We start from the raw sequence: 21,846 nt of genomic DNA on the forward strand, positions 1-21,846 counted from the left end.
CAAGATTCGAGATGAGTCATATTTACATCTGCTTAGACGGTAGATGTACGGTCTTGAACAGGAGCCCGTACCGCCACGCTTCGAGGGGACTAGCAATGGCAGATTTCTCCCGCCTTCCGGGCCCGAACGCGGACCTCTGGGACTGGCAACTGCTCGCCGCCTGCCGCGGCGTGGACAGTTCGCTCTTCTTCCACCCCGAGGGCGAACGTGGCGCGGCCCGCAGCGCGCGCGAGACGTCCGCGAAAGAGGTCTGCATGCGCTGTCCTGTACGCGCCGAATGCGCGTCCCACGCCCTGGCCGTCCGCGAGCCCTACGGCGTGTGGGGAGGACTGACCGAGGACGAGCGGGAAGAGCTGATGGGCCGGGCGCGGCACCGCCTCGTGCCGGCCGGCGGCTCGAACCCGGCCACGCTGTACAGAGGGTGACGCCGTCCACCCGAACAGACGTAACGTTTCTGCGCCGCTGCCGCGCCCCGCGCGGTGCGGCGGCCGGTACCGCCGGGAGAGCGGTACCGGTGCAGATCAGCGGCGGCCCGCGGCCGCCAGCTGGTCGAGCATCGCCGCCACCGCCGGGACCTGCGCCAGGTCCGGCAGCGTGAGCGCCACGATCTCGCGCTGCACGACCGGCTCCAGCCGGATCGTGCGCGCCGCCTTGGGCCGTACCGAGGCCAGCGCCAGCTCCGGGAGAGCGGCGACGCCCAGGCCCGCGCCCACCAGCCCGATCACCGCCGGGTAGTCGTCGGTGGCGAAGTCGATGCGCGGCGTGAACCCGGCGCGCTCGCACACTGTGACCAGGTGGCGGCGGCAGCGCGGGCAGCCCGCGATCCACGGCTCGTCCGCCAGCTCGGCGAAGCCGGCGCGCCCCTCGCCGGCGAGCCGGTGCTCCTCGGGCACCAGCCCCACCAGCCGGTCGGTGAGCACCCGCCGCACGACCAGGTCGTCCCACTCCGACTCGGCCGCCGGGTCGGCGCCCGGCACCTCCGGATACCGGAAGGCCAGCGCGATCTCGCAGTCGCCGCCGCGCAGCATTTCGATGGAGCGCGGCGGCTCCGCCTCGTCCAGCGAGACCCCCGTACCGGGGTGCGCGGCGCGCATCGCGGCCAGCGCGGTCGGCACCAGCGTGGAGCTGCCCGAGGGGAAGGACACCAGCCGGACCCGCCCGGCGCGCAGCCCGGCGATCGCCGCGACCTCCTCCTCGGCGGCGGTGAGCCCGGCGAGGATGCCGGCGGCGTGCCGCACGAGGGCCTGGCCGGCCTCGGTGAGCCGCATCTCGCGGCCGGCACGGATGATCAGCGGCGTGCCCGCCGACTGTTCGAGCGCCTTCATCTGCTGGGAGACGGCGGGCTGGGTGCAGCCGAGCTCGCGCGCGGCGGCGGAGAAGGAACCGGTCCGCGCGACGGCGCGGAGCACGCGGAGATGACGAGCCTCGATCATGCCTCAAGCATAAGCATCACTTGGGGCGAGCTCGGATAAATCACTCGCCGCTTTGGCGCATCACCCACCGTACGACAGCGGAAACCGCCGGAACATTCGGCGCGAATCCCATCACCAGTGGGCCGGAAGTACACCGTGCGCGGGCTCCGAAGTACCGGACGGGGCGAGGGAGCTGACGGCGGGTCGGTCGCCCGTACGGCGGGTGCCCGGGCGGGCGGCGGACCACCGTGCCGATAGCGTTCTCTTATGACGACTGCATTGGTCACGGGAGCGACGGCGGGCATCGGGGCGGCGTTCGCGCGCCGGCTGGCGGGCGACGGGCACAACCTGGTGCTGGTGGCCCGTAACGAGGAGAAGCTGCGCGAACACGCGGCCGAGCTGCACGACCGGCACGGCATCGAGGCCGGGGTGCTGGTCGCCGATCTGGCGACGGAGGAGGGCATCGCGGCCGTCGAGGAACGGCTCGGTGACACCAGGCACCCGGTGGACCTGCTGGTCAACAACGCGGGCTTCGGCAACAAGGGCGAGTTCCTCGAAGTGCCCATGGCCGACGAGCTGACGATGCTGAAGGTGCACTGCGAGGCGGTACTGCGGCTGACCTCGGCGGCGGTGAAGGGGATGCGCGAGCGGCGGCGCGGCGGCGTGGTCAACGTCGCCTCGGTCGCGGCCTTCGTGCCGCGCGGCACGTACGGCGCGAGCAAGGCGTGGGTCGTGCAGTTCACCCAGGGCGCGGCCCGCGACCTGGCCGGCAGCGGGGTGCGCCTGATGGCCCTGTGCCCGGGCTTCGTCCGTACGGAATTCCACGAGCGGGCCGGGATGGGGACGGACAACATCCCCGACTGGATGTGGCTGGACGCCGACAAGCTGGTCGACGCGGCGATGAAGGACCTCGCCCGCGGCAAGTCCCTCTCCATCCCCGACCCGCGCTACAAGGCCATGATGGGCGTCGTGAAGCTCGCCCCGCGCAACCTCCTGGGCGGCGTCACGTCCCGGACGGGACGCAAGTACGGGCCGCAGTAGCGCTCACCCGGCAGCAGCCCGCACGTACCGGAAAAGCCCGAGGCCCGGCTCCCCTTCGCGGGGTGCCGGGCCTCGGTGCGGAGCTACTGCACTCAGTGCGAGTGGCCGTGGCCGTGGCCGTGGCCGGCCTCGGCCTCCTCCTCCGCCGGCTTCTCGACGACCAGGGTCTCGGTCGTGAGCAGCAGGGAGGCGATGGAGGCGGCGTTCTCCAGGGCGGAGCGGGTGACCTTGACCGGGTCGATGACGCCGGCCTTCACCAGGTCGGTGTACTCGCCGGTGGCGGCGTTGAAGCCGTTGCCCTTCTCGAGCTCGGCGACCTTGGCGGTGATGACGTAACCCTCGAGGCCCGCGTTCTCGGCGATCCAGCGCAGCGGCTCGACGACGGCGCGGCGGACGACGGCGACACCGGTGGCCTCGTCACCCTCCTTGCCGAGCGAACCCTCGAGCACCTTGGCGGCGTGGACGAGCGCGGAGCCACCACCGGAGACGATGCCCTCCTCGACCGCGGCGCGGGTCGCGGAGATGGCGTCCTCCAGACGGTGCTTCTTCTCCTTGAGCTCGACCTCGGTGGCCGCACCCACGCGGATGACGCAGACGCCACCGGCGAGCTTGGCGAGGCGCTCCTGGAGCTTCTCGCGGTCCCAGTCCGAGTCGGTGGACTCGATCTCGGCCTTGATCTGGTTGACGCGGCCCTGCACGTCCTCGGAGTTGCCGCCACCGTCGACGATGGTGGTGTCGTCCTTGGTGACGGTCACGCGGCGGGCGGTGCCCAGCACGTCCAGACCGGCCTGGTCGAGCTTGAGGCCGACCTCCTCGGCGATGACGGTCGCACCGGTGAGGGTGGCCATGTCGCCGAGCATCGCCTTGCGGCGGTCACCGAAGCCGGGGGCCTTCACGGCGACGGCGTTGAAGGTGCCGCGGATCTTGTTCACGACCAGGGTCGACAGGGCCTCGCCCTCGACGTCCTCGGCGATGATCAGCAGCGGCTTGGAGGAGCCGGCCTGGATGACCTTCTCCAGCAGCGGCAGCAGGTCCTGGATCGAGCCGATCTTGCCCTGGTGGATCAGGATGTACGGGTCCTCGAGGACGGCCTCCATCCGCTCCTGGTCGGTGACCATGTACGGGGAGAGGTAGCCCTTGTCGAAGGCCATGCCCTCGGTGAAGTCGAGCTCCAGGCCGAAGGTGTTGGACTCCTCGACGGTGATGACACCGTCCTTGCCGACCTTGTCCATCGCCTCGGCGATGAGCTCGCCGACCTGCTTGTCCTGGGCGGACAGGCCGGCCACGGCGGCGATGTCCGACTTGGAGTCGATCGGGCTGGCGGTCGCGAGGAGGTCGTCGGACACGGCCTTCACGGCGGCGTCGATGCCCTTCTTCAGGGCGGCCGGGGAGGCACCGGCGGCGACGTTGCGCAGACCCTCGCGGACCAGGGCCTGGGCCAGGACGGTCGCGGTGGTGGTGCCGTCACCCGCGATGTCGTTGGTCTTGGTCGCCACCTCCTTCACCAGCTGGGCGCCGAGGTTCTCGTACGGGTCGTCGACCTCGACCTCGCGCGCGATGGTGACACCGTCGTTGGTGATGGTGGGGGCGCCGAACTTCTTGTCGATGACGACGTTGCGGCCCTTGGGGCCGATCGTCACCTTGACCGTGTCGGCAAGCTTGTTGACGCCGCGCTCGAGGGCGCGACGGGCGTCCTCGTCGAACTTCAGAATCTTCGCCATGAGTTACGTGTCCTTAGTCGTACTCTCAACGAAATGCGCCCCTGCCCCGGGTGGTGAGACGCGGGAACCAGGGGCGCAGATCAGAAAAGCTGGGTGCAGTACTGGTGTCCGAGGTGAACCCGGACTCCCGGCTTACTTCTCGACGATCGCGAGAACGTCGCGGGCCGAGAGGACGAGGTACTCCTCGCCGTTGTACTTCACCTCGGTGCCGCCGTACTTGCTGTAGAGCACGACGTCGCCGACGGAAACGTCGAGCGGAAGACGGTTACCGTCCTCGAAGCGGCCCGGGCCCACGGCCAGGACAACGCCCTCCTGGGGCTTCTCCTTGGCGGTGTCCGGAATGACCAGGCCCGAAGCCGTGGTCTGCTCGGCGTCGAGCGGCTGGACCACAATGCGGTCCTCGAGCGGCTTGATGGCAACCTTGGAGCTGGCGGTCGTCACGATCCGACCTCCCCCTTCGGAGATCTCACGGGGTTAACTGTCTGAGGTGGCGACCAGGTGGATCCGTCGTCGCGGGTGCCGGACCTGCCCGTCGCTGTGTTTGGCACTCTCCAGTGGTGAGTGCCAGCGCCGAGACTATGACGCGGTTAGCACTCGGTCAAGCGGAGTGCCAACGTGGCTTCGAAAGAGATCCGTGACCTGCCCCAGAATGGGCCGGGTGAACCCTCTCGACTCCTTCTCCGCGCTGCTCACCGACGAGGGCCGGGCGCTGCTGTCCGGCCTCCGCGACCACGACCCCGCGCAGGAACTCGCCACCGCCACCCGGCTGCGCCGCGAGCACCCGGCCGAACTGGTCTCCGCGGCACTCGGGCAGGCCCGGCTGCGGCAGCGGGCAGTCGCGAAGTTCGGCGCCGAGGACGCGTACCGGATGTTCTTCACCCCGAACGGCGTCGAGCAATCCACCCGCCGCACCGTCGCCGTCCACCGCGCCGCGCGGCTGGCCGCGCTCGGCGTACGGTCCGTCGCCGACCTGTGCTGCGGCATCGGCGGCGACGCGATCGCGTACGCCCGGGCCGGCATCCGGGTCCTGGCCGTGGACCGCGACCCGCTCACCGCCGAGGTGGCCCGCGCGAACGCCGAGGCGCTGGGCCTGGCCGACCTGATCGAGGTGCGCTGCGCAGACGTCACGGAGATCGACACGAGCCCGTACGACGCCGTCTTCGTGGACCCGGCGCGGCGGGGCGGCCGCGGCCGCGTGTTCGACCCGGAGGCGTACTCCCCACCGCTCTCCTGGGCGATCGAGGCGGCCCGCAAGGCCCCGCACGCCGCCCTCAAGATCGCCCCCGGCATCCCGCACGAGGCGATCCCCGAGGACGCCGCCGCGGAGTGGATCTCGGACGGCGGCGACGTGAAGGAGGCCGTGCTCTGGTTCGGCACGGACCCGGGCTCGGTACGGGCCACCCTGCTCCCCTCCGGCGCCGCGCTGCACACCACAGCGCCGCTCCCCGACCCGGCCGTGCGCCCGGTGGGCCGCTACCTCTACGAGCCGGACGGCGCCGTCATCCGCGCGCACCTGGTCGCGGAGGTCGCGGCGGAGCTGGACGGCGGCCTGATCGACGAGACCATCGCGTACGTCACCGCCGACGAGCTGCGCCCCACCCCGTACGCCGCCGCCTACGAGATCACCGACGAGCTGCCTTTCAACCTCAAGAAGCTCAAGGCACTCCTCCGGGAGCGCGAGATCGGCGTGCTGACGGTCAAGAAGCGCGGCTCCGCCGTCGAGCCGGAGGAGCTCCGCCGCAAGGTGAAGCTCCGCGGCCCGCACTCCGCCACGGTCCTCCTCACCCGCGTCGCGGGCGCCCCGACGATGCTCATCGGCCGGCCGGCGACGCCTCGATGAGGAGGCCGGCGCCTCAGCAGTACGGCCGACGGCCGCTCACGAGTACAGGTTGTCCTTGCTGATCTCGTGCACGTGATCGTGGTCGTGGCCATGACCGTGGCCGTGGCCCTGGCTGTGCGGTACGCCGTGGCGGTGACGGTGCTCCGGGGCCGGGACGTGCGGCTCGGTGACCGGGAGGGAGGAGTCGGCGGACAGCTCCCAGGCGGAGTGCGGGCGGTTCCGGGCGACCATCTCGGCGCCCAGGGCCGCGACCATCGCGCCGTTGTCCGTGCACAGCTTCGGGCGCGGCACGCGCAGCGTGATGCCCGCGTCCTCGCAGCGCCGCTCGGCCATCGCGCGCAGCCGGGAGTTGGCCGCGACGCCGCCGCCGATCATCAGGTGGTCCACGCCGTGGTCCTTGCAGGCCCGTACGGCCTTGCGCGTCAGCACGTCCACCACCGCTTCCTGGAAGGACGCGGAGACGTCGGCGACCGGCACCTCCTCGCCGGCCGCGCGCTTGGCCTCGATCCAGCGGGCCACGGCGGTCTTCAGGCCGGAGAAGGAGAAGTCGTACTTGGGGTCGCGGGAGCCGGTGAGGCCGCGCGGGAACGCGATCGCGTCCGGGTCGCCCTCGCGGGCCATCCGGTCGATGACCGGGCCGCCGGGGAAGCCGAGGTGCAGCACCCGGGCGACCTTGTCGAACGCCTCGCCCGCCGCGTCGTCGATCGTCGAGCCCAGCGGCCGCACGTCGGAGGTGATGTCCGGCGCGAGCAGCAGCGAGGAGTGGCCGCCGGAGACCAGCAGGGCCATGGTCGGCTCGGGCAGCGCGCCGTGTTCGAGCTGGTCGACGCAGATGTGCGAGGCGAGGTGGTTGACGCCGTACAGCGGCTTGCCGAGGGCGTACGCGTACGCCTTGGCCGCCGAGGTGCCGACGAGCAGGGCGCCCGCCAGGCCGGGCCCCGCCGTGACGGCGATGCCGTCCAGGTCGGAGGCGGCGACGCCGGCCTCCTTCAGGGCGCGCTGGATCGTGGGGACCATCGCCTCCAGGTGGGCGCGGGAGGCGACCTCGGGGACGACGCCGCCGAAGCGGGCGTGTTCGTCGACGCTGGAGGCGATCGCGTCGGCCAGCAGGGTGTGGCCGCGGACGATGCCGACACCGGTTTCGTCGCAGGAGGTCTCGATGCCGAGGACGAGCGGTTCGTCAGCCATTGATCGGTGTTCCTTGTACGAGGGATTCGGTGGTGTAGCGCATGACCAGGGCGTCGACGTTGCCCGGCTGGTAGTAGCCGCGGCGGAAGCCGATGGGCTCGAAGCCGAAGCGTTCGTACAGGCGCTGGGCGCGGTGGTTGTCGACGCGTACTTCGAGGAGCACTTCGTGGCACTCGAAGGTGGTGGCGGCGGTGAGCAGGTCGGTCAGCAGCCGGCCGCCGAGCCCGGAGCCCCACTGGTCGCGGGCTGTGGCGATGGTCTGGACGTCGCCGGTGCCGTCCACGGCGGCGAGCCCGCCGTAGCCGACGAGCCGGCCGTCCCGCTCGGCGACGGTGTAGTGCCGGTTGGCGCCGGGCCCGCGGGCGTGTGCCAGCTCGGACCAGAACATCCCCCGGGACCAGGCGTCCTCGGGGAACAGCTCTTCCTCCAGCGCCAGCACCGGCTCGATGTCCCACCAGCGCATCTCGCGCAGCGTGGCGGGCCGGTCGGCGGGCTGCGGGTCACCGGCCCCCGGGGGCCGGCCGGCGTGGGCGGTCACTTCGGGGTGACCACCTTGTAGTTGGCGGGCACCTGGGCGTCGGGGCGGCGCAGGTACAACGGCCGCGGCGGCAGCAGCTCCTCGCCGCGGGCCAGCTTCTCGGCGGCGAGCGTGCCGAGGGCCGCCGCCGACTGGTACTCGGGCCCGTCCGTCCGTACGCCGTCGAAGGCGCCGTCGTACAGGAGCGCGCCCGCGCCCACCGCCGGCACCCCGGCGACCTGCTCGGCGATGTCGGCCGGGCGGTCGACGGCCGGGTCGGTCAGCCGGTTACGGAAGTCGGCGTAGCGGGCCCAGTAGACCTCCTTGCGGCGCGCGTCCGTGGCGACCACGAACGGCTCCTCGATACCGGAGGCGTACGCGATGCCGTCCAGCGTGCACAGGCCGTGCACGGGCACGTCCAGGGCCGCGCCGAAGGTGGCGGCGGTGACCAGGCCGACGCGCAGGCCGGTGTACGGGCCGGGGCCGACGCCGACGACGACGTCCGTGACCGCGTCGAGTTTCACGCCGGCCTCGCCGAGCACGCGGTCGACGGCGGGCAGCAGCAGTTCGCCGTGGCGGCGGGCGTCCACCTCGCGCGCCTCGGCGAGCACACGGGGAGCGGCCGGGCCGCCGTCCGGGCCGGGGTCGCAGCTGAGCAGCGCGGCGGAAACGGCGGGGGTCGCGGTGTCAAGGGCAAGCAGCAGCACGCCCTCAAGACTACGGCGCGGCGGACACCGCCCTGCCGGGTACCGCGCTCGCCGGTACGCTGCGTGCGGGGACTTCGGACTTCTGACGCGTACGGACCGTACGGAAAGGTGGCACGGCGGTGGCCGCTAGGAGCAGCTCGATCGTGACGGCTCTCACTGTGGCGGCGCTGGCCGCGGTCGGCTTCCTGGCCTTCCAGGCCTCGGCGGACGCCACCGGCCCGTTGGCGCCGGTCCGCGCGGCCAAGGGCGGCGCCGCGGTCTCGCCCGCGCCGTCGGGGCACCCCGCGCCCAAGGAGTCGGCGAAGGAGAAGGAACAGCGGGAGACCGCGGTACCGGCGCACTCCGGCACGGGCGAGCGCGTGGTGTACGCGCTGGACGCCCGGCGGGTGTGGCTGGTCGGCCCGAAGGACCAGGTCCTGCGGACGTACGAGGTCGTGCCCAGCACGGTCAGCCCGGCGCCGGGGGCGTACTCGGTGACCACGCGCTCCGCGAGCGTGACCGGTTCCGACGGCATTCCGATCGAGAATGTCGTGCGGTTCGCGACGGTCGACAACGTCGTGGTCGGCTTCAGCGCGGCGGTCGACGGCTCGATGCCGCAGCCGGGCACGGGCACGCCGCAGAAGCAGCAGAAGCAGAAGACCGGCGGCATCCGCGAGAAGCGGGCCGACGGCGCGGCGATGTGGAAGTTCGCGACGATCGGCAAGAAGGTCGTCGTCGTTCCGTAGCCCACGCGAGGCGGGCCCGCACCCGTACGGCGCAGCGCAGAGGCGCGGGCTTACGAATCACTCGTACGGGCTACGCGGGAAACGGGCCGTCGGTGGACGGCGGAGGCATCGGCCGACGGCGGGGCATTGGCGTGCCGACCACCGAGGGTCCGGCTTGCCGCCTACGCGGCGTCGCGGCCGCTGTTCTCGCTCGCGTCGGGCGAGGCCGGCTCGGGGGCGTCCGGTGGCGTGGAGACCGCGGTGGCGGCCGCGCAGGACGCCAGGAGCTCGTTCATGGTCGGCCGGGGCCCGTCCTCGCGGCGGTGCGGAGACGGTTCGCTGTCGTCGCGGCGGGCCGCCGCGGCGAGGGACTGGTGGGCCGACATGGATGCCTCCCGGGAATCCTGGGGCGAGCGGGCATGGTTAGGTAGACCTAACCGGCTCTCTCCCTCCATGTGACCACGCCCGGCACCGCCGACGCAACATCTTCCCGACGGCTTGTCGGAAACTACGGACGCCGCCGACCGGCGAAGTCCCACCAGGCCGCTCGCCCGGCGCCGCTCAGAGCTCCTGCAGCACGCTCAGGTCGCGGCCCGCCCAGCGCTCGCCGACGCCGGTGACGGTGACCTCGCGGACGTCGTCCTCGGCGTCGTCCACGGCCGCCTCCGCGCCCACGGCGCGCGCGATGACCACGTGCAGCCGGTCCTCGGACAGCTCCTCGACCTTGCCCTCGCCCCACTCCACGACCACCACCGACTCCGGCAGCGACACGTCCAGGTCCAGGTCCTCCATCTCGTCCAGGCCGCCGCCGAGCCGGTACGCGTCGACGTGTACCAGCGGCGGGCCGGCCTGCAGGGAGGGGTGCACGCGGGCGATGACGAAGGTCGGCGAGGTGACGGCGCCCCGTACGCCCAGGCCCTCGCCCAGGCCTCGGGTCAGCGTCGTCTTGCCGGCGCCGAGCTCGCCGCTCAGCAGCACCAGGTCACCCGGGCGCAGCAGCCCGGCGAGCCGGCGGCCCAACTCCTGCATCCGGTCCGGAGTCTTGACGGTTACCTGCGTGATGGCGTCGGTGGTGCTCATGCCGCCGATGGTACGAGCCCGGGCAGCCGGCGCGCGCCAGCGTCACCCCACCGCACTTTCGGGTGCACCGGCCCCCGGCAAGGTGCACGCCGCCCCACCCCTGGGTAACCCCCGAGGTGGGGGGATGCGGGGCTGCACCCGTAGGCGCTGCGCGGGCCGCCCCTACGTGGGCGCAGCGTGCGCTGCTCTCCATGGAAGCGCCGCGCCCCCGCGCCCCTCGGCCCTCAAGCCCGGGCCGGGCGCCAGCTGCGTGCTTCTGTTGCCGCGCGTTCCACCAGGGACGTCAGGCGGTCGTTGACCAGTTCCGGGTGTTCGAGCATGACCAGGTGGCCGCCGTCCGGTACGCAGACCAGCTCCGCGGCCGGCAGCAGTTCGCCGATCGTGCGGCTGTGCTCGGGCGGCGTGATCAGGTCGCGGTCGCCGGCCAGTACGAGCGCCGGTACGCCGTCGTACGCCGCCAGCGCTCCCGTCTTGTCGTGCACCGCGAACGCCGGGAAGAACTCCGCGACGACGTCGATGGGCGTCGCTTCGATGAGGCGCTCGGCGAAGCGGGCGACGCCGGGGTCCACGTCCTTCGGCGCGCCGAAGGAGTACCGCTTCACCAGGCCCGCGAAGAGGTCGGCCGTGGCCCGGCGGCCCTTCTCGACCAGCTCGCTCTGCGCACCCAGCGCCTTCAGCAGGCCCGGCGCGAACCGGTGCACCGCCTTCACGCCCAGCGACGGCAGCCCGAAGGAGGCGACCTCGCTCAGCCGCCCCGCCGACGTCCCGATCAGCCCGACGCCGACCACCCGCTCGGCGACGTACTCGGGGAAGTGGTCCGCGAGCGCCATCACCGTCATGCCGCCCATGGAGTGGCCGACCAGCACGATCGGCCCGTCCGGGACGGCGGCGTCCAGTACCGCCTTCAGGTCCCGGCCCAGCATGTCGATGGTGACCGGATCGGTGCCCTCGATCTGGGCGTGGCCGCGGGCCGAGCGGCCGTGGCTGCGCTGGTCCCAGTGGACCGTACGGACTCTGCCGCGCAGCGCGGCCCGCTGGAAGTGCCAGGCGTCCTGACTGAGGCAGTAACCGTGGCAGAAGACGACGGTGGGGGCCGCGGAGCGTCGCCCCAGGGCCCCCAGCAGGCGCTTGCGGCGGGCCCCCTGGGCCTCCCCGTCCGGCCAGTCTTCCGGTTCGTCGACTTCGTAGTACAGCGCCGTGCCGTCCTCCGCGTACGCCGTGCCCGGTGTGCCGCGCAGCGCCCCGTACGGGCCCGCCGAGTCCAGCGCCATCCGCGCCTTGCGGCGCACGCCCCGGCCGACCGTCAGCCGCTCCAGCGCCACCCCGGCGGCCGCGCCCGCGGCGACCACGCCGATCGCGGCGCCCGCGATGCCCGCGTGCCGGCCCGCCCGGGCCCAGCTGCTCACGGTCTCCGCGGCCACCGCCGCGGTCCCGGCCACGTCCGGTACGCCCGGTGTGCCCTCACTCATGTCCCGTCCCCCGTTCTGTCGTGCTCAGGGACATTTCCGTGCCCGGAGACATAGACGCGTGGCACCCGGCTTCCGATGCGCGTGACGATCTCGTACGCGATGGTTCCCGTGGCCTGCGCCCAGTCCTCGGCCGTCGGCTCGCCCCGGTCGCCCGGCCCGAAGAGCACCGCCTCGTCCCCCACCGTGGCTGATTCCCCGCCCAGGTCGACCACGAACTGGTCCATCGCGACCCGGCCTGCGATCGTCCGCCACTTCCCGGCGACCAGCACCGGGCCGACGCCGGAGGCGTGCCGCGGGACGCCGTCGGCGTAGCCCAGCGGGACCAGCGCGAGGGTGGTGTCGCCGGGCGTCGTGTAGTGGTGGCCGTACGAGACGCCGTGGCCGCCCGGCACGTGCTTGACCGACGCCAGCGAGGCGGAGAGCGTCATGACCGGCCGCAGCCCGAAGTCCGCCGGCGTGCCGACCTCGGGGCTCGGCGAGATGCCGTAGATGCCGATGCCGGCGCGTACCAGGTCGAAGTGCGCGTCGGGGAGCGTGAGCAGGCCCGGGGTGTTGCAGATGTGCCGGACCTCGGGCGAAAGGCCGGCCGCCGCCGCCGTCGCGAGCGCGTCGCGGAAGACGGCGAGCTGGGCGGCGATCGAGGGGTGGCCGGGCTCGTCGGCGCACGCGAAGTGCGACCAGACGCCGGTGACCTTGATCAGGCCGTCCCGCTCGGCCTCGCGGGCGGCCGCGGTGAGCTCGGCCCATTCGGCCGGCTGGCAGCCGTTGCGCCCCAGACCCGTGTCGATCTTGAGCTGGACCCGGGCGGTACGGCCGGTGGCGTGCGCGGCATGGGAGACCTCGTGCAGCGCCCACATGCCGCTCACGGACACGTCGATGTCCAGCATGACGGCCTTCCGCCACGGGCCGCCCGGCGTCCACAGCCACGCCATGAGGCGGCCGGTGTCGCCCGCCTCGCGCAGCTGGAACGCCTCCTCGGGGAGCGCGGTGCCCAGCCATTCGGCGCCGGCCTCGCGGGCCGCCGCGGCGCACTGCAGCGCGCCGTGGCCGTAGCCGTCGGACTTCACCACGGCCATCAGCTGCGCACCTGAAGCACGCGCCTTGAGGGCACGCACATTCGACCTCAGGGCGGTGAGGTCGATGGCGGCCCGGGCGCGCGTTGCTCTCTCAGTCATCGCCTTCAGTGTCTCAGGCCCCGCCCCGGAGCAGCTGTCGACCGCCTCTTGGGGGCGTCATGTGCCCGGTTTCTTGCCCCATACGAAGACGCTGTCGTCCTTCCTGAGCGTGTTCCACAGCTTCTCCGCGTGCCGCTGCCGCAGGTTCACGCAGCCGTACGAGCCGGGCGGGCTGTAGATGTTGGCCGTGATGCCGTGGAATGCCTGACCGCCGTCGAAGAACTGACTGAACGGCATGGGCGAGTGGTAGATCGTGGAGAAGTGGTCGCGGTGCTTCCAGTAGACGTGGTGCGTGCCGGTGCGGGTCGGGTAGCCCTTGCGGCCGGTGCGGACGGGCGCCGGGCCGAAGATGACCTTGTCGTGGTTCTGTACCCACATGAGCTGGCGGGTCAGGTCGACGCAGGCCACGCGCGGCGCCCAGTGCTCGCCCTTCTTGCGCATCCGCGGCACGGGGCAGCGCTTGTCGGCGTTCGGGTCGGCCTTCGCCTCGGCGAGCCGGACGACGCCCCCGGTCACCGGGCCGGTGAAGCCGTTGGCCGGGGTGATGTTGTTCTTCTCCTGGAAGGCGCGGATGACCTTGCAGTCCGCCGGTGACTGCTTGCCGTCCACCTTGAGCTTCAGGTAGCGCTCCACCTGGCGCTGGTACGGGCCGGTGGAGGTCGAGCACGCCTGCGGTGCCGCGGGGGCCGCGGCGGGCGCCACCGCGCCGCCCGGGGCGCGCTGGATCACCTCGGCGGGCGGTACGTACTCCACCAGGGCGTCGCCCCCGGCGTCCGGCGCGCGGCCGGGGGGCGGGTCCTCCTCGGCGCGCGCCGTCATGTCCGGCGGCTGCGCCTGGTCGGGCGTGTCCTGCGGCGGCCCGCCCCCGGGCGTGTCGGGGACGCCCGGTACGAGGTCGGTCTCGGCGACCGGCGCGGGGCGTTGCGGGCCCGGAGGCGCCGGGCCGTCGACGGCGGTCCCGGGAGCGGCGGCGAGCGTCAGCAGCGTGGCGGTGCCGGTGGCCGCGGCCAGCAGGCCCGCGAGATAGCGGTTCATACGTTCATCTGTCCCGCGCGGGCGGCGCCCTGCCACCCGGGCGCGGCCAGGTTCGCCCTGGTGGGTCGGATTCTTCGGCCGGGCGGACGGTGCCCCTGGCGCGCGGCACCGCCGCACAACCGGGCGAGGCGGGGCACGGCACAACCGGATGCGGCGGCGCCGCGCCCACAGGGTGAGACTGGGGGGCATGAGGACTGCTTACAGCGTGGAGAAGGTGCGGGCGGCGGAGCGGGACCTGATGGCGCGGCTGCCGGACGGCGCCCTGATGCAGCGGGCAGCGGCGGGCCTCGCGGTGGCCTGCGCGGACCTCCTGGGGCGGGTGTACGGGTCCCGGGTGGTGCTGCTGGTGGGCAGCGGCGACAACGGCGGCGACGCCCTGTACGCGGGCGCCCGGCTGGCCCGCCGGGGCGCCGGGGTGCGCGCGGTGCTGCTGGCCCCGGAGCGGGCGCACCAGGGCGGTCTGGCGGCCCTCCGTGCCGCGGGCGGCCGGGTGTCGGCCGATGCGCGGGCCGACATCGGCCGCGCCGACCTCGTCGTGGACGGCATCGTGGGCATCGGCGGCACGGGCGGGCTGCGGCCCGAGGCGGCGGAGCTGGCCGAGGCGGCACGCGCCCGTACCGTCCTGGCGGTGGACCTGCCGAGCGGGGTGAACGCGGACACCGGGGAGGTGGCCGGGGCCGCCGTCCGCGCGGACGCGACGGTGACGTTCGGCGCGTACAAGCCGGGGCTGCTGATCGACCCGGCGCGCGAGTACGTGGGCGCGCTGCGGCTGGTGGAGATCGGCCTGGACCTGCCGGGCGAGGCGGACGTGGCGGCGCTCCAGCACGCCGACGTGGCGGCGCTGCTGCCCGTCCCGGCGGCGGACAGCGACAAGTACCGGCGCGGCGTGGTCGGCGTGGTGGCGGGCTCGGCGCGCTATCCGGGCGCCGCGGTACTCGCGGTATCGGGAGCGCTGCGCGGCGGCGCGGGCGCGGTCCGGTACGTGGGCCCCGGCGGCGACGCGGTGATCGCCGCGCACCCGGAGACGCTGGTGCACGCCGGGCCGCCCTCGAAGGCGGGCCGCGTGCAGGCGTGGGTGATCGGCCCCGGCCTGGGCGACAACGAGGCGGCGATGGCGGACGTACTGGACTCCGACGTGCCGGTACTGGTCGACGCGGACGGGCTGCGTTACCTGGACCCGGAGCGGCTGCGCGCCCGTACGGCGCCGACGCTGCTCACCCCGCACGCCGGCGAGGCCGCGGCCCTGCTGGGCGTGGCGCGCGAGGAGGTGGAGTCGGCCCGGCTGCACGCCGTACGGGAGCTGGCTTCCCGGTACGGCGCGACGGTGCTGCTCAAGGGCTCGTCGACGCTGGTCGCCGATCCGGAGACGGCCACCGTACGCGTCAATCCCACGGGCACCGGCTGGCTGGCCACGGCGGGCAGCGGTGACGTGCTCTCGGGGCTGGCCGGTTCGCTGCTGGCCACGGGCCTCGCGCCGCGGGACGCGGCATCGGCGGGCGCGTATCTCCATGGGCTGGCGGCGCGTCAGGCGGCGAATGCGGGTACGCCACTGACCGCGTGCGACGTGGCCGAGGCCCTGCCGGGGACGTGGCTGTCGGTGACCGCCTAGGCGCGCCCCCAGGGGCGGAGGGGTTACTCACCCCTCCGCGATCACCACCGCCGAAGCCACCCCCGCGTCATGGCTGAGCGAGACGTGCCACGAGCGGACCCCGCGCTCCGCCGCGGCCGCGGCCACCGTGCCCCACACCCGCAGCCGGGGCTGGCCGCTCTCCTCGACGTACACCTCGGCGTCCGTCCAGTGCAGGCCGCGCGGCGCGCCCAGCGCCTTGGCCAGCGCCTCCTTCGCGGCGAACCGGGCCGCGAGGGAGGCGACCCCGCGCGGCTCGCCGCCGGGCAGGTACCGCTCGCTGTCGACGAAGAGCCGGTCCAGCATCTGGGGCGTGCGCTCCAGCGCGGCGGCGAACCGGTCGATCTCGGCGACGTCGATGCCGACCCCGATGATCATTCGACGGTCACCGACTTGGCGAGGTTGCGCGGCTGGTCGACCTCGTTGCCGCGCGCTGTGGCCAGCTCGCAGGCGAAGACCTGCAGCGGCACGGTGGCCACCAGCGGCTGCAGCAGGGTGGGCGTCACGGGGATGCGTACGAGGTGGTCGGCGTACGGCACGACCGCCTCGTCGCCCTCCTCGGCGATCACGATGGTGCGGGCGCCGCGGGCCCTGATCTCCTGGATGTTCGAGACGATCTTGTCGTGCAGCACGGAGCGCCCGCGCGGCGACGGCACGATCACCACCACCGGCAGGTCCTCCTCGATCAGCGCGATCGGCCCGTGCTTCAGCTCGCCGGCCGCGAACCCCTCGGCGTGCATGTACGCCAGCTCCTTGAGCTTCAGCGCGCCCTCCAGGGCCACCGGGTGGCCCACGTGGCGCCCGAGGAAGAGCACGGTGTTCTTGCCGGCGAGGCCGCGGGCCAGCTCCCGTACCGGCTCCATCGTGCCCAGCACTTCCTCCACCTGGGTGCCGATCTCGGCCAGCTCCTTCACCACGGCCTGGATCTCGTCGCCCCACTTCGTGCCGCGCACCTGGCCCAGGTACAGCGCGACCAGGTAGCAGGCGACCAGCTGGGTCAGGAACGCCTTCGTGGAGGCGACGGCGACCTCGGGCCCGGCGTGCGTGTAGAGCACCGCGTCGGACTCGCGCGGGATGGTCGAGCCGTTGGTGTTGCAGATGGCGAGGACCTTCGCGCCCTGCTCGCGGGCGTGCCGCAGCGCCATCAGGGTGTCCATGGTCTCGCCGGACTGCGAGATGGCGACGACGAGCGTGCGGTGGTCCAGGATCGGGTCGCGGTAGCGGAACTCGCTCGCCAGCTCCACCTCGCACGGGATGCGCGTCCAGTGCTCGATGGCGTACTTGGCGATCAGCCCGGCGTGGAACGCCGTACCGCACGCCACGATGACGACCTTCTCGGCCTCGCGCAGCACCGCGTCCGGGATGCGCACCTCGTCCAGCGACAGCCGCCCGTCCGCGCCGATCCGCCCGAGGAGGGTGTCCGCGACGGCCTTCGGCTGCTCGGCGATCTCCTTGAGCATGAAGTAGTCGTAGCCGCCCTTCTCGGCGGCCGAGGCGTCCCAGTCCACGTGGTACGGGCGCACCTCGGCCGGGCGGCCCTCGAAGTCGGTGACCTGCACGCCGTCCCGGCGCACCGCGACCACCTGGTCCTGGCCCAGCTCGACGGCCTCCCGGGTGTGCGCGATGAAGGCGGCCACGTCGGAGGCGAGGAACGCCTCGTCGTCGCCGAGGCCGACGACCAGCGGGGAGTTCCGGCGCGCGCCCACCACCACGTCCGGCGCGTCGGCGTGCACCGCCACGAGCGTGAAGGCGCCCTCCAGCCGGCGGCAGACCTGCCGCATCGATTCGGCGAGGTCGCCGCAGGAGGAGAAGGACTCGGCCAGCAGGTGCGCGACCACCTCGGTGTCCGTCTCGGAGGCCAGCTCGTGGCCGCGGTCGGTCAGTTCGGCGCGCAGCGCGGCGAAGTTCTCGATGATGCCGTTGTGCACGACCGAGACCCGCCCGGAGTTGTCCAGGTGCGGATGGGCGTTGGCGTCCGTGGGGCCGCCGTGCGTGGCCCACCGGGTGTGCCCGATGCCCGTACTGCCGGCCGGCAGCGGGCGCGCCGCCAGTTCCTTCTCCAGGTTGGCGAGCTTGCCGGCCTTCTTCGCCGCCGCCAGGCCGCCGTCGGCCAGCACCGCGATCCCCGCCGAGTCGTAGCCGCGGTACTCCAGCCGCTTCAGTCCGGCCAGTACGACGTCAAGGGCCGACTGCCCGCCCACGTATCCCACAATTCCGCACATGAAGGCAGCCTACGGCGCGCGGAGATCAATACCCGGGTCCCATACGGGTCAATGCCCGCTCTCGATCCGGTCGATGGCTTCCTGCACCAGTTCGAGGAATTCCACCTCCTCGCAGCGCGGCTTGCTGCCCATCTCGTACAGCAGCAGGCAGTCCGTCAGGTCCTCGCCCAGGTCCTCGTCGGGCAGTTCGGCGAGGAGTTCGCTCTGGACGAGGCTCGCCGACTCCCCCGGAACCGGCCCCGCGTACTCCCTCTGGGCCGGAATTCTCCTGCGCTGCCGTACGTATTCGAGCAGGCGTGTCCCCATGCCCACCCCCCATTTCCTCGCGGTCGGAAGTGACGCGTTCCCCCGGGGCCGGACGCTACCGATGAATACCCGATTGGTATAGACATTCAGTATTCGGCCACCCGGTTAGACGACCGGGAACCCTCCCGGGTTGCCCCGCAGGACCACCCCGGGATGAGCGGCGGCGGACGGCTGCGGACAATGGGCGGCGTGCCCATGACGACAGAGCAGCCGCAGCAACGCCGCCGCGCCGACGCCACGCCGTACGTCGACATGACCCGCGGGGAGTGGAGCGCCCTGCGCGAGAAGACCCCGCTCCCGCTCACCGCCGAAGAGGTCGAGCGGCTGCGCGGCCTGGGCGACGTCATCGACCTGGACGAGGTGCGCGACGTCTACCTGCCGCTCTCCCGGCTGCTGAACCTCTACTTCGGCGCCACCAGCAGCCTCCGCGGCGCCCTGAACACCTTCCTCGGCGACCGGGAGGGGCACGGCGCCCAGGAGGGCACGCCGTTCGTGATCGGCGTGGCGGGCAGCGTCGCGGTCGGCAAGTCGACCACGGCCCGCCTCCTCCAGGCGCTGCTGGCCCGCTGGCCCGACCACCCGCGGGTGGAGCTGGTGACCACCGACGGCTTCCTGCTGCCCAACGCCGAGCTGCACCGGCGCGGCCTGATGTCCCGTAAGGGCTTCCCCGAGTCCTACGACCGGCGCGCCCTGACCCGCTTCGTCGCGGACGTGAAGTCGGGCAAGGCCGAGGTCAGCGCGCCGGTGTACTCACACCTGATCTACGACATCGTCCCCGGCGAGCGGCTGACCGTGCACCGCCCCGACATCCTCATCGTCGAGGGCCTCAACGTGCTGCAGCCCGCGCTGCCCGGCAAGGACGGCCGCACCCGGCTCGGCCTCGCCGACTTCTTCGACTTCTCGGTGTACGTGGACGCCCGCACCGAGGACATCGAGCAGTGGTACCTCGGCCGGTTCCGCAAGCTGCGCCAGACCGCCTTCCAGAACCCGTTCTCGTACTTCCGCAAGTACGCCCAGGTCTCGGAGGAAGAGGCACTGGAGTACGCCCGGATGAACTGGCGCACCATCAACAAGCCCAATCTGCAGCAGAATGTGGCCCCCACCCGCGGGCGCGCGAACCTCGTGCTGCGCAAGGGACCCGACCACAAGGTGCAGCGGCTGTCGCTGCGCAAACTCTGACGCCACACTCTGCCGCTCCCCGAGGAATGCCACCGTGCTGCACCTGCGCCTGATCGTCCCGGCCGACCGTACGGACGAGGTGACCGACCTCCTGGAACGCACGGTCGGCACCACCCACCTGGTCGTACTGGCCGGGGCCGCCCGCAATCCGGCCGGCGACGTCATCACCTGCGACGTGGCCCGGGAGGCCGGTGACGAAGTACTGCGGGCGCTGCGCGAGCGCGGCATCGACGAGTGCGGGTCGATCGCGGTCGAGGACATCGACCTGTCGCTGTCCAAGCGGGCCGTCCAGGCCGAGGAGGACGCGCCGGGCGAGGGCGCGGACGCGGTCCTGTGGGAACAGCTGAGCGATGCCACGCACGAGGAATCGACGCTGACCGTCACCTACATCGCGTTCCTGGCGCTGGCGACGATGATCGCGGCGTGCGGTGTGGCGCTGGACAACGCGGTACTCATCGTGGGCGCGATGGCGGTCGGGCCGGAGTTCGGCCCGCTCGCCGGGATCTGCACGGCCCTGGTCCAGCGCGCCCCGCGGCTCGTGTGGCGCTCGCTGGCCGCGCTGCTGGTGGGCTTCGCGGTCGCGATGGTGGTGACCGTGGGCTTCAGCTGGCTGATGGACGCGATGGGGCTGTTCACCAAGACGCAGGTCGAGGCCGACCGCCCCAACACGGCCTTCATCTGGCAGCCGGACCCGATGTCCTTCGTGGTGGCGTTCCTGGCCGGCATCGCCGGGACGCTCTCCCTGACCTCGGCGAAGTCGGGCGCGCTGGTGGGCGTCGCGATCTCGGTGACGACCGTACCGGCGGCGGCGAACGCCGCACTCGCCTTCCTCTACGGCGACTACGGCCAGACCTGGGGCTCCAGCAAGCAGCTGCTGGTGAACCTGGCGGGCATCGTCCTCGCGGGCACGCTGACACTGCTCGTGCAGAAGGCTCTCTGGGCCAGGCAGCGCAAATCCAGCCCGTCCGGCGTTTGAGGACGCCCGCCGCAGGCGCAACGGCGCCGCAGGGATGCAACGGACGTCCGTCCACCCGTGCGGCGCCGGAAAGTCGGCTGCTCGTCAGCCCAGCGCCGACTTCACCACGTCGGCCAGCCGCCCCGCCACGGCTCGCGCCTGCTCCAGGTCGGCCGCCTCCACCATGACGCGGACCAGCGGCTCCGTACCGGAGGAGCGCAGCAGTACCCGGCCGGTCTCGCCCAGCTCGCGCTCCGCGTCGGTCACCGCGGCCGACAGCTCGGCGGAGGTGGCCACCCGGGACTTGTCCACGTCGGGGACGTTGATGAGGACCTGCGGCAGCCGCTTCATGACGCCCGCCAGCTCGGCCAGCGAGCGGCCCGTCGCCGCCACCCGCGCCGCCAGCATCAGGCCGGTCAGCGTGCCGTCGCCGGTCGTGGCGTGGTCCAGCACGATGACGTGCCCGGACTGCTCGCCGCCCAGCGCGAAGCCCTGCGCCTTCATCTCCTCCAGGACGTACCGGTCGCCCACCGCGGTGCGCACCAGCTCGATGCCCTCGCGCTCCAGCGCCAGCTTGAAGCCCAGGTTGGACATGACCGTGGCGACCACGGTGTTCTGCCGCAGCGTGCCCGCGTCCCGCATGCCCAGCGCGAGGACGGCGAGGATCTGGTCGCCGTCGACCTCGTCGCCGGCCGCGTCCACGGCCAGGCAGCGGTCCGCGTCACCGTCGTGCGCGACACCCAGGTCGGCGCCGTGCTCGACGACCGCGGCGCGCAGCTTGTCCAGGTGGGTGGAGCCGCAGCCGTCGTTGATGTTCAGGCCGTCGGGGTCGGTGCCGATCGTGACGACCTCGGCGCCGGCCCGCGCGAACGCCTCCGGGGAGACCCGGGCCGCCGCGCCGTGCGCCCCGTCGATGACGACCTTCAGGCCGTCCAGCCGGTTCGGCAACACGCCGACCAGGTGCGCGACGTAGTTGTCGAAGCCCTCGGCGTAGTCCTTGACCCGGCCCACGCCCGCGCCGGTCGGCCGGTCCCACGGCTCACCGGCGGCGTGCCCGCGGTACATGCTCTCGATCCGGTCCTCCAGCTCGTCGGCGAGCTTGTGCCCGCCGCGCGCGAAGAACTTGATGCCGTTGTCGGGCATCGGGTTGTGGCTCGCGGAGAGCATCACGCCCAGGTCCGCGCCGAGCGCGCCGGTGAGGTACGCCACCGCCGGGGTCGGCAGCACGCCCACCCGCAGCACGTCGACGCCCGCGCTGGCCAGCCCCGCCACCACGGCGGACTCCAGGAACTCCCCCGAGGCCCGCGGATCGCGCCCGACCACGGCCACCGGCCGGTGCTCTTCGACGGTGCCGTCCCGCCCGTCACCCGACCGCTGCCCCAGCTGGACGGGGCTTCGCCCCGGCTTCTCCCTCAGCACATGCGCCGCAGCGACCGACAGCCCGAGCGCGAGCTCTGCCGTCAGATCCGCATTGGCGACGCCGCGCACCCCGTCCGTGCCGAAGAGTCGTCCCACTGGTGTCCTCCGAGTTCATGAGCTTGGACCAGACCGTTACGTCCAGGTATACGCCTATCTGGTCCCGGATAGCCGAACGCCCCGGCGGCACGGAAAGTGCCCCCGGGGCGTTCGCCAAGCTGCGCGCGAAGCGCGAATGCTGCACACGAGGCA

At 72.8% G+C, this 21,846-nt stretch carries 22 protein-coding genes; 7 read left to right on the forward strand and 15 right to left on the reverse strand.

What is annotated here, in order from left to right; genetic code table 11:
- Positions 1-95: 95 nt before the first annotated feature.
- On the forward strand, positions 96-425 hold the full coding sequence (locus ACZ4MH_RS16470) for a WhiB family transcriptional regulator (protein ID WP_351598980.1): 330 nt from the start codon (positions 96-98) through the stop codon (positions 423-425).
- A gap of 96 nt (positions 426-521) precedes the next feature.
- On the opposite strand, the gene ACZ4MH_RS16475 is transcribed toward ACZ4MH_RS16470, so the two are convergent.
- Positions 522-1,433 carry a LysR family transcriptional regulator gene (locus ACZ4MH_RS16475; protein WP_351598982.1) on the reverse strand — a complete coding sequence of 304 codons (912 nt, stop codon included), beginning with the start codon at positions 1,431-1,433 and terminating at the stop codon, positions 522-524.
- Between the two features lie 246 nt (positions 1,434-1,679).
- On the opposite strand from ACZ4MH_RS16475, the gene ACZ4MH_RS16480 reads away from it, so the two are divergent.
- Positions 1,680-2,453, forward strand: a complete 774-nt coding sequence (locus tag ACZ4MH_RS16480; protein ID WP_351598984.1) for an SDR family NAD(P)-dependent oxidoreductase — start codon at positions 1,680-1,682, stop codon at positions 2,451-2,453.
- A 92-nt stretch (positions 2,454-2,545) separates the two neighbouring features.
- Here ACZ4MH_RS16480 and groL read toward each other — a convergent pair whose 3' ends face one another.
- Together groL and groES are read right to left on the reverse strand one after the other, a co-directional pair.
- On the reverse strand, positions 2,546-4,174 hold the full coding sequence (gene groL / locus ACZ4MH_RS16485) for a chaperonin GroEL (protein ID WP_351598986.1): 1,629 nt from the start codon (positions 4,172-4,174) through the stop codon (positions 2,546-2,548).
- 132 nt (positions 4,175-4,306) lie between these two features.
- On the reverse strand, positions 4,307-4,615 hold the full coding sequence (groES, locus tag ACZ4MH_RS16490; RefSeq protein WP_019329594.1) for a co-chaperone GroES: 309 nt from the start codon (positions 4,613-4,615) through the stop codon (positions 4,307-4,309).
- Between the two features lie 217 nt (positions 4,616-4,832).
- On the opposite strand from groES, the gene ACZ4MH_RS16495 reads away from it, so the two are divergent.
- Positions 4,833-6,014, forward strand: a complete 1,182-nt coding sequence (locus tag ACZ4MH_RS16495) for a THUMP-like domain-containing protein (RefSeq protein WP_351598988.1) — start codon at positions 4,833-4,835, stop codon at positions 6,012-6,014.
- A gap of 36 nt (positions 6,015-6,050) precedes the next feature.
- Here the strand turns inward: ACZ4MH_RS16495 and tsaD are convergent, their stop codons facing one another.
- The 3 genes from tsaD to tsaB all read right to left on the reverse strand — a co-directional run bounded on the left by tsaD (position 6,051) and on the right by tsaB (position 8,426).
- Positions 6,051-7,202, reverse strand: coding sequence for a tRNA (adenosine(37)-N6)-threonylcarbamoyltransferase complex transferase subunit TsaD (gene tsaD, locus ACZ4MH_RS16500; RefSeq protein WP_351598990.1), 1,152 nt, complete (start codon positions 7,200-7,202; stop codon positions 6,051-6,053).
- Entirely contained in the window at positions 7,195-7,665 is a 471-nt protein-coding gene (gene rimI, locus ACZ4MH_RS16505) for a ribosomal protein S18-alanine N-acetyltransferase (RefSeq protein WP_351599002.1), read from the reverse strand. Before rimI ends, tsaD begins: the two co-directional genes overlap by 8 nt.
- A 71-nt stretch (positions 7,666-7,736) precedes the next feature.
- Positions 7,737-8,426, reverse strand: a complete 690-nt coding sequence (gene tsaB, locus ACZ4MH_RS16510; protein WP_351598992.1) for a tRNA (adenosine(37)-N6)-threonylcarbamoyltransferase complex dimerization subunit type 1 TsaB — start codon at positions 8,424-8,426, stop codon at positions 7,737-7,739.
- A gap of 143 nt (positions 8,427-8,569) precedes the next feature.
- Here tsaB and ACZ4MH_RS16515 point away from each other — a divergent pair, with 143 nt between their 5' ends.
- The gene (locus tag ACZ4MH_RS16515; protein WP_351598994.1) at positions 8,570-9,151 is read left to right on the forward strand and encodes a hypothetical protein; all 582 of its coding nucleotides are present in this window, start codon (positions 8,570-8,572) and stop codon (positions 9,149-9,151) included.
- 161 nt (positions 9,152-9,312) lie between these two features.
- On the opposite strand, the gene ACZ4MH_RS16520 is transcribed toward ACZ4MH_RS16515, so the two are convergent.
- The 5 genes from ACZ4MH_RS16520 to ACZ4MH_RS16540 all read right to left on the reverse strand — a co-directional run bounded on the left by ACZ4MH_RS16520 (position 9,313) and on the right by ACZ4MH_RS16540 (position 13,889).
- Entirely contained in the window at positions 9,313-9,516 is a 204-nt protein-coding gene (locus ACZ4MH_RS16520) for a hypothetical protein (RefSeq protein ID WP_351598996.1), read from the reverse strand.
- A 175-nt stretch (positions 9,517-9,691) separates the two neighbouring features.
- A complete protein-coding gene (gene tsaE / locus ACZ4MH_RS16525; RefSeq protein ID WP_351598998.1) occupies positions 9,692-10,210 on the reverse strand; it encodes a tRNA (adenosine(37)-N6)-threonylcarbamoyltransferase complex ATPase subunit type 1 TsaE in 519 nt (172 codons plus the stop codon).
- Positions 10,211-10,434: 224 nt separating this feature from the next.
- Entirely contained in the window at positions 10,435-11,679 is a 1,245-nt protein-coding gene (locus ACZ4MH_RS16530; protein WP_467754543.1) for an alpha/beta fold hydrolase, read from the reverse strand.
- Positions 11,676-12,854, reverse strand: a complete 1,179-nt coding sequence (gene alr, locus ACZ4MH_RS16535) for an alanine racemase (RefSeq protein ID WP_351590623.1) — start codon at positions 12,852-12,854, stop codon at positions 11,676-11,678. Before alr ends, ACZ4MH_RS16530 begins: the two co-directional genes overlap by 4 nt.
- A gap of 57 nt (positions 12,855-12,911) precedes the next feature.
- A complete protein-coding gene (locus tag ACZ4MH_RS16540; RefSeq protein WP_351590620.1) occupies positions 12,912-13,889 on the reverse strand; it encodes a L,D-transpeptidase in 978 nt (325 codons plus the stop codon).
- A 187-nt stretch (positions 13,890-14,076) separates the two neighbouring features.
- Between ACZ4MH_RS16540 and ACZ4MH_RS16545 the strand changes: the two genes are divergently transcribed.
- Positions 14,077-15,498, forward strand: a complete 1,422-nt coding sequence (locus tag ACZ4MH_RS16545; protein WP_351590617.1) for an NAD(P)H-hydrate dehydratase — start codon at positions 14,077-14,079, stop codon at positions 15,496-15,498.
- A 27-nt stretch (positions 15,499-15,525) separates the two neighbouring features.
- Here ACZ4MH_RS16545 and ACZ4MH_RS16550 read toward each other — a convergent pair whose 3' ends face one another.
- The 3 genes from ACZ4MH_RS16550 to ACZ4MH_RS16560 are packed head-to-tail and all read right to left on the reverse strand — an operon-like array spanning position 15,526 to position 18,044.
- Positions 15,526-15,894, reverse strand: coding sequence for a holo-ACP synthase (locus ACZ4MH_RS16550; RefSeq protein ID WP_351590614.1), 369 nt, complete (start codon positions 15,892-15,894; stop codon positions 15,526-15,528).
- Positions 15,891-17,738: a glutamine--fructose-6-phosphate transaminase (isomerizing) gene (gene glmS / locus ACZ4MH_RS16555; protein WP_351590611.1), complete on the reverse strand. Its 1,848-nt coding sequence runs from the start codon at positions 17,736-17,738 to the stop codon at positions 15,891-15,893. Before glmS ends, ACZ4MH_RS16550 begins: the two co-directional genes overlap by 4 nt.
- Before the next feature lie 48 nt (positions 17,739-17,786).
- Positions 17,787-18,044 (reverse strand): hypothetical protein, encoded by a 258-nt coding sequence (locus tag ACZ4MH_RS16560; RefSeq protein ID WP_351590608.1) that lies wholly within the window; start codon positions 18,042-18,044, stop codon positions 17,787-17,789.
- A 189-nt stretch (positions 18,045-18,233) separates the two neighbouring features.
- Between ACZ4MH_RS16560 and coaA the strand changes: the two genes are divergently transcribed.
- Together coaA and ACZ4MH_RS16570 are read left to right on the forward strand one after the other, a co-directional pair.
- Positions 18,234-19,223: a type I pantothenate kinase gene (coaA, locus tag ACZ4MH_RS16565; RefSeq protein ID WP_351590605.1), complete on the forward strand. Its 990-nt coding sequence runs from the start codon at positions 18,234-18,236 to the stop codon at positions 19,221-19,223.
- A gap of 34 nt (positions 19,224-19,257) precedes the next feature.
- Positions 19,258-20,199: a DUF389 domain-containing protein gene (locus ACZ4MH_RS16570; protein ID WP_351590602.1), complete on the forward strand. Its 942-nt coding sequence runs from the start codon at positions 19,258-19,260 to the stop codon at positions 20,197-20,199.
- 84 nt (positions 20,200-20,283) lie between these two features.
- Here ACZ4MH_RS16570 and glmM read toward each other — a convergent pair whose 3' ends face one another.
- Positions 20,284-21,693, reverse strand: coding sequence for a phosphoglucosamine mutase (gene glmM, locus ACZ4MH_RS16575; protein ID WP_351590599.1), 1,410 nt, complete (start codon positions 21,691-21,693; stop codon positions 20,284-20,286).
- Positions 21,694-21,846: the final 153 nt, after the last annotated feature.

The organism is Streptomyces sp. NPDC026301 (assembly GCF_055567935.1).

Bases quoted from the DNA above. Each gene is read 5' to 3' on its own strand.
- ACZ4MH_RS16470 (WP_351598980.1), top strand. From the start codon at position 96: ATGGCAGATTTCTCCCGCCTTCCGGGCCCGAACGCGGACCTCTGGGAC.
- ACZ4MH_RS16475 (WP_351598982.1), bottom strand. From the start codon at position 1,433: ATGATCGAGGCTCGTCATCTCCGCGTGCTCCGCGCCGTCGCGCGGACC.
- ACZ4MH_RS16480 (WP_351598984.1), top strand. From the start codon at position 1,680: ATGACGACTGCATTGGTCACGGGAGCGACGGCGGGCATCGGGGCGGCG.
- groL (WP_351598986.1), bottom strand. From the start codon at position 4,174: ATGGCGAAGATTCTGAAGTTCGACGAGGACGCCCGTCGCGCCCTCGAG.
- tsaD (WP_351598990.1), bottom strand. From the start codon at position 7,202: ATGGCTGACGAACCGCTCGTCCTCGGCATCGAGACCTCCTGCGACGAA.
- rimI (WP_351599002.1), bottom strand. From the start codon at position 7,665: ATGCGCTGGTGGGACATCGAGCCGGTGCTGGCGCTGGAGGAAGAGCTG.
- ACZ4MH_RS16520 (WP_351598996.1), bottom strand. From the start codon at position 9,516: ATGTCGGCCCACCAGTCCCTCGCCGCGGCGGCCCGCCGCGACGACAGC.
- tsaE (WP_351598998.1), bottom strand. From the start codon at position 10,210: ATGAGCACCACCGACGCCATCACGCAGGTAACCGTCAAGACTCCGGAC.
- ACZ4MH_RS16530 (WP_467754543.1), bottom strand. From the start codon at position 11,679: ATGAGTGAGGGCACACCGGGCGTACCGGACGTGGCCGGGACCGCGGCG.
- alr (WP_351590623.1), bottom strand. From the start codon at position 12,854: ATGACTGAGAGAGCAACGCGCGCCCGGGCCGCCATCGACCTCACCGCC.
- ACZ4MH_RS16540 (WP_351590620.1), bottom strand. From the start codon at position 13,889: ATGAACCGCTATCTCGCGGGCCTGCTGGCCGCGGCCACCGGCACCGCC.
- ACZ4MH_RS16545 (WP_351590617.1), top strand. From the start codon at position 14,077: ATGAGGACTGCTTACAGCGTGGAGAAGGTGCGGGCGGCGGAGCGGGAC.
- ACZ4MH_RS16550 (WP_351590614.1), bottom strand. From the start codon at position 15,894: ATGATCATCGGGGTCGGCATCGACGTCGCCGAGATCGACCGGTTCGCC.
- glmS (WP_351590611.1), bottom strand. From the start codon at position 17,738: ATGTGCGGAATTGTGGGATACGTGGGCGGGCAGTCGGCCCTTGACGTC.
- ACZ4MH_RS16560 (WP_351590608.1), bottom strand. From the start codon at position 18,044: ATGGGGACACGCCTGCTCGAATACGTACGGCAGCGCAGGAGAATTCCG.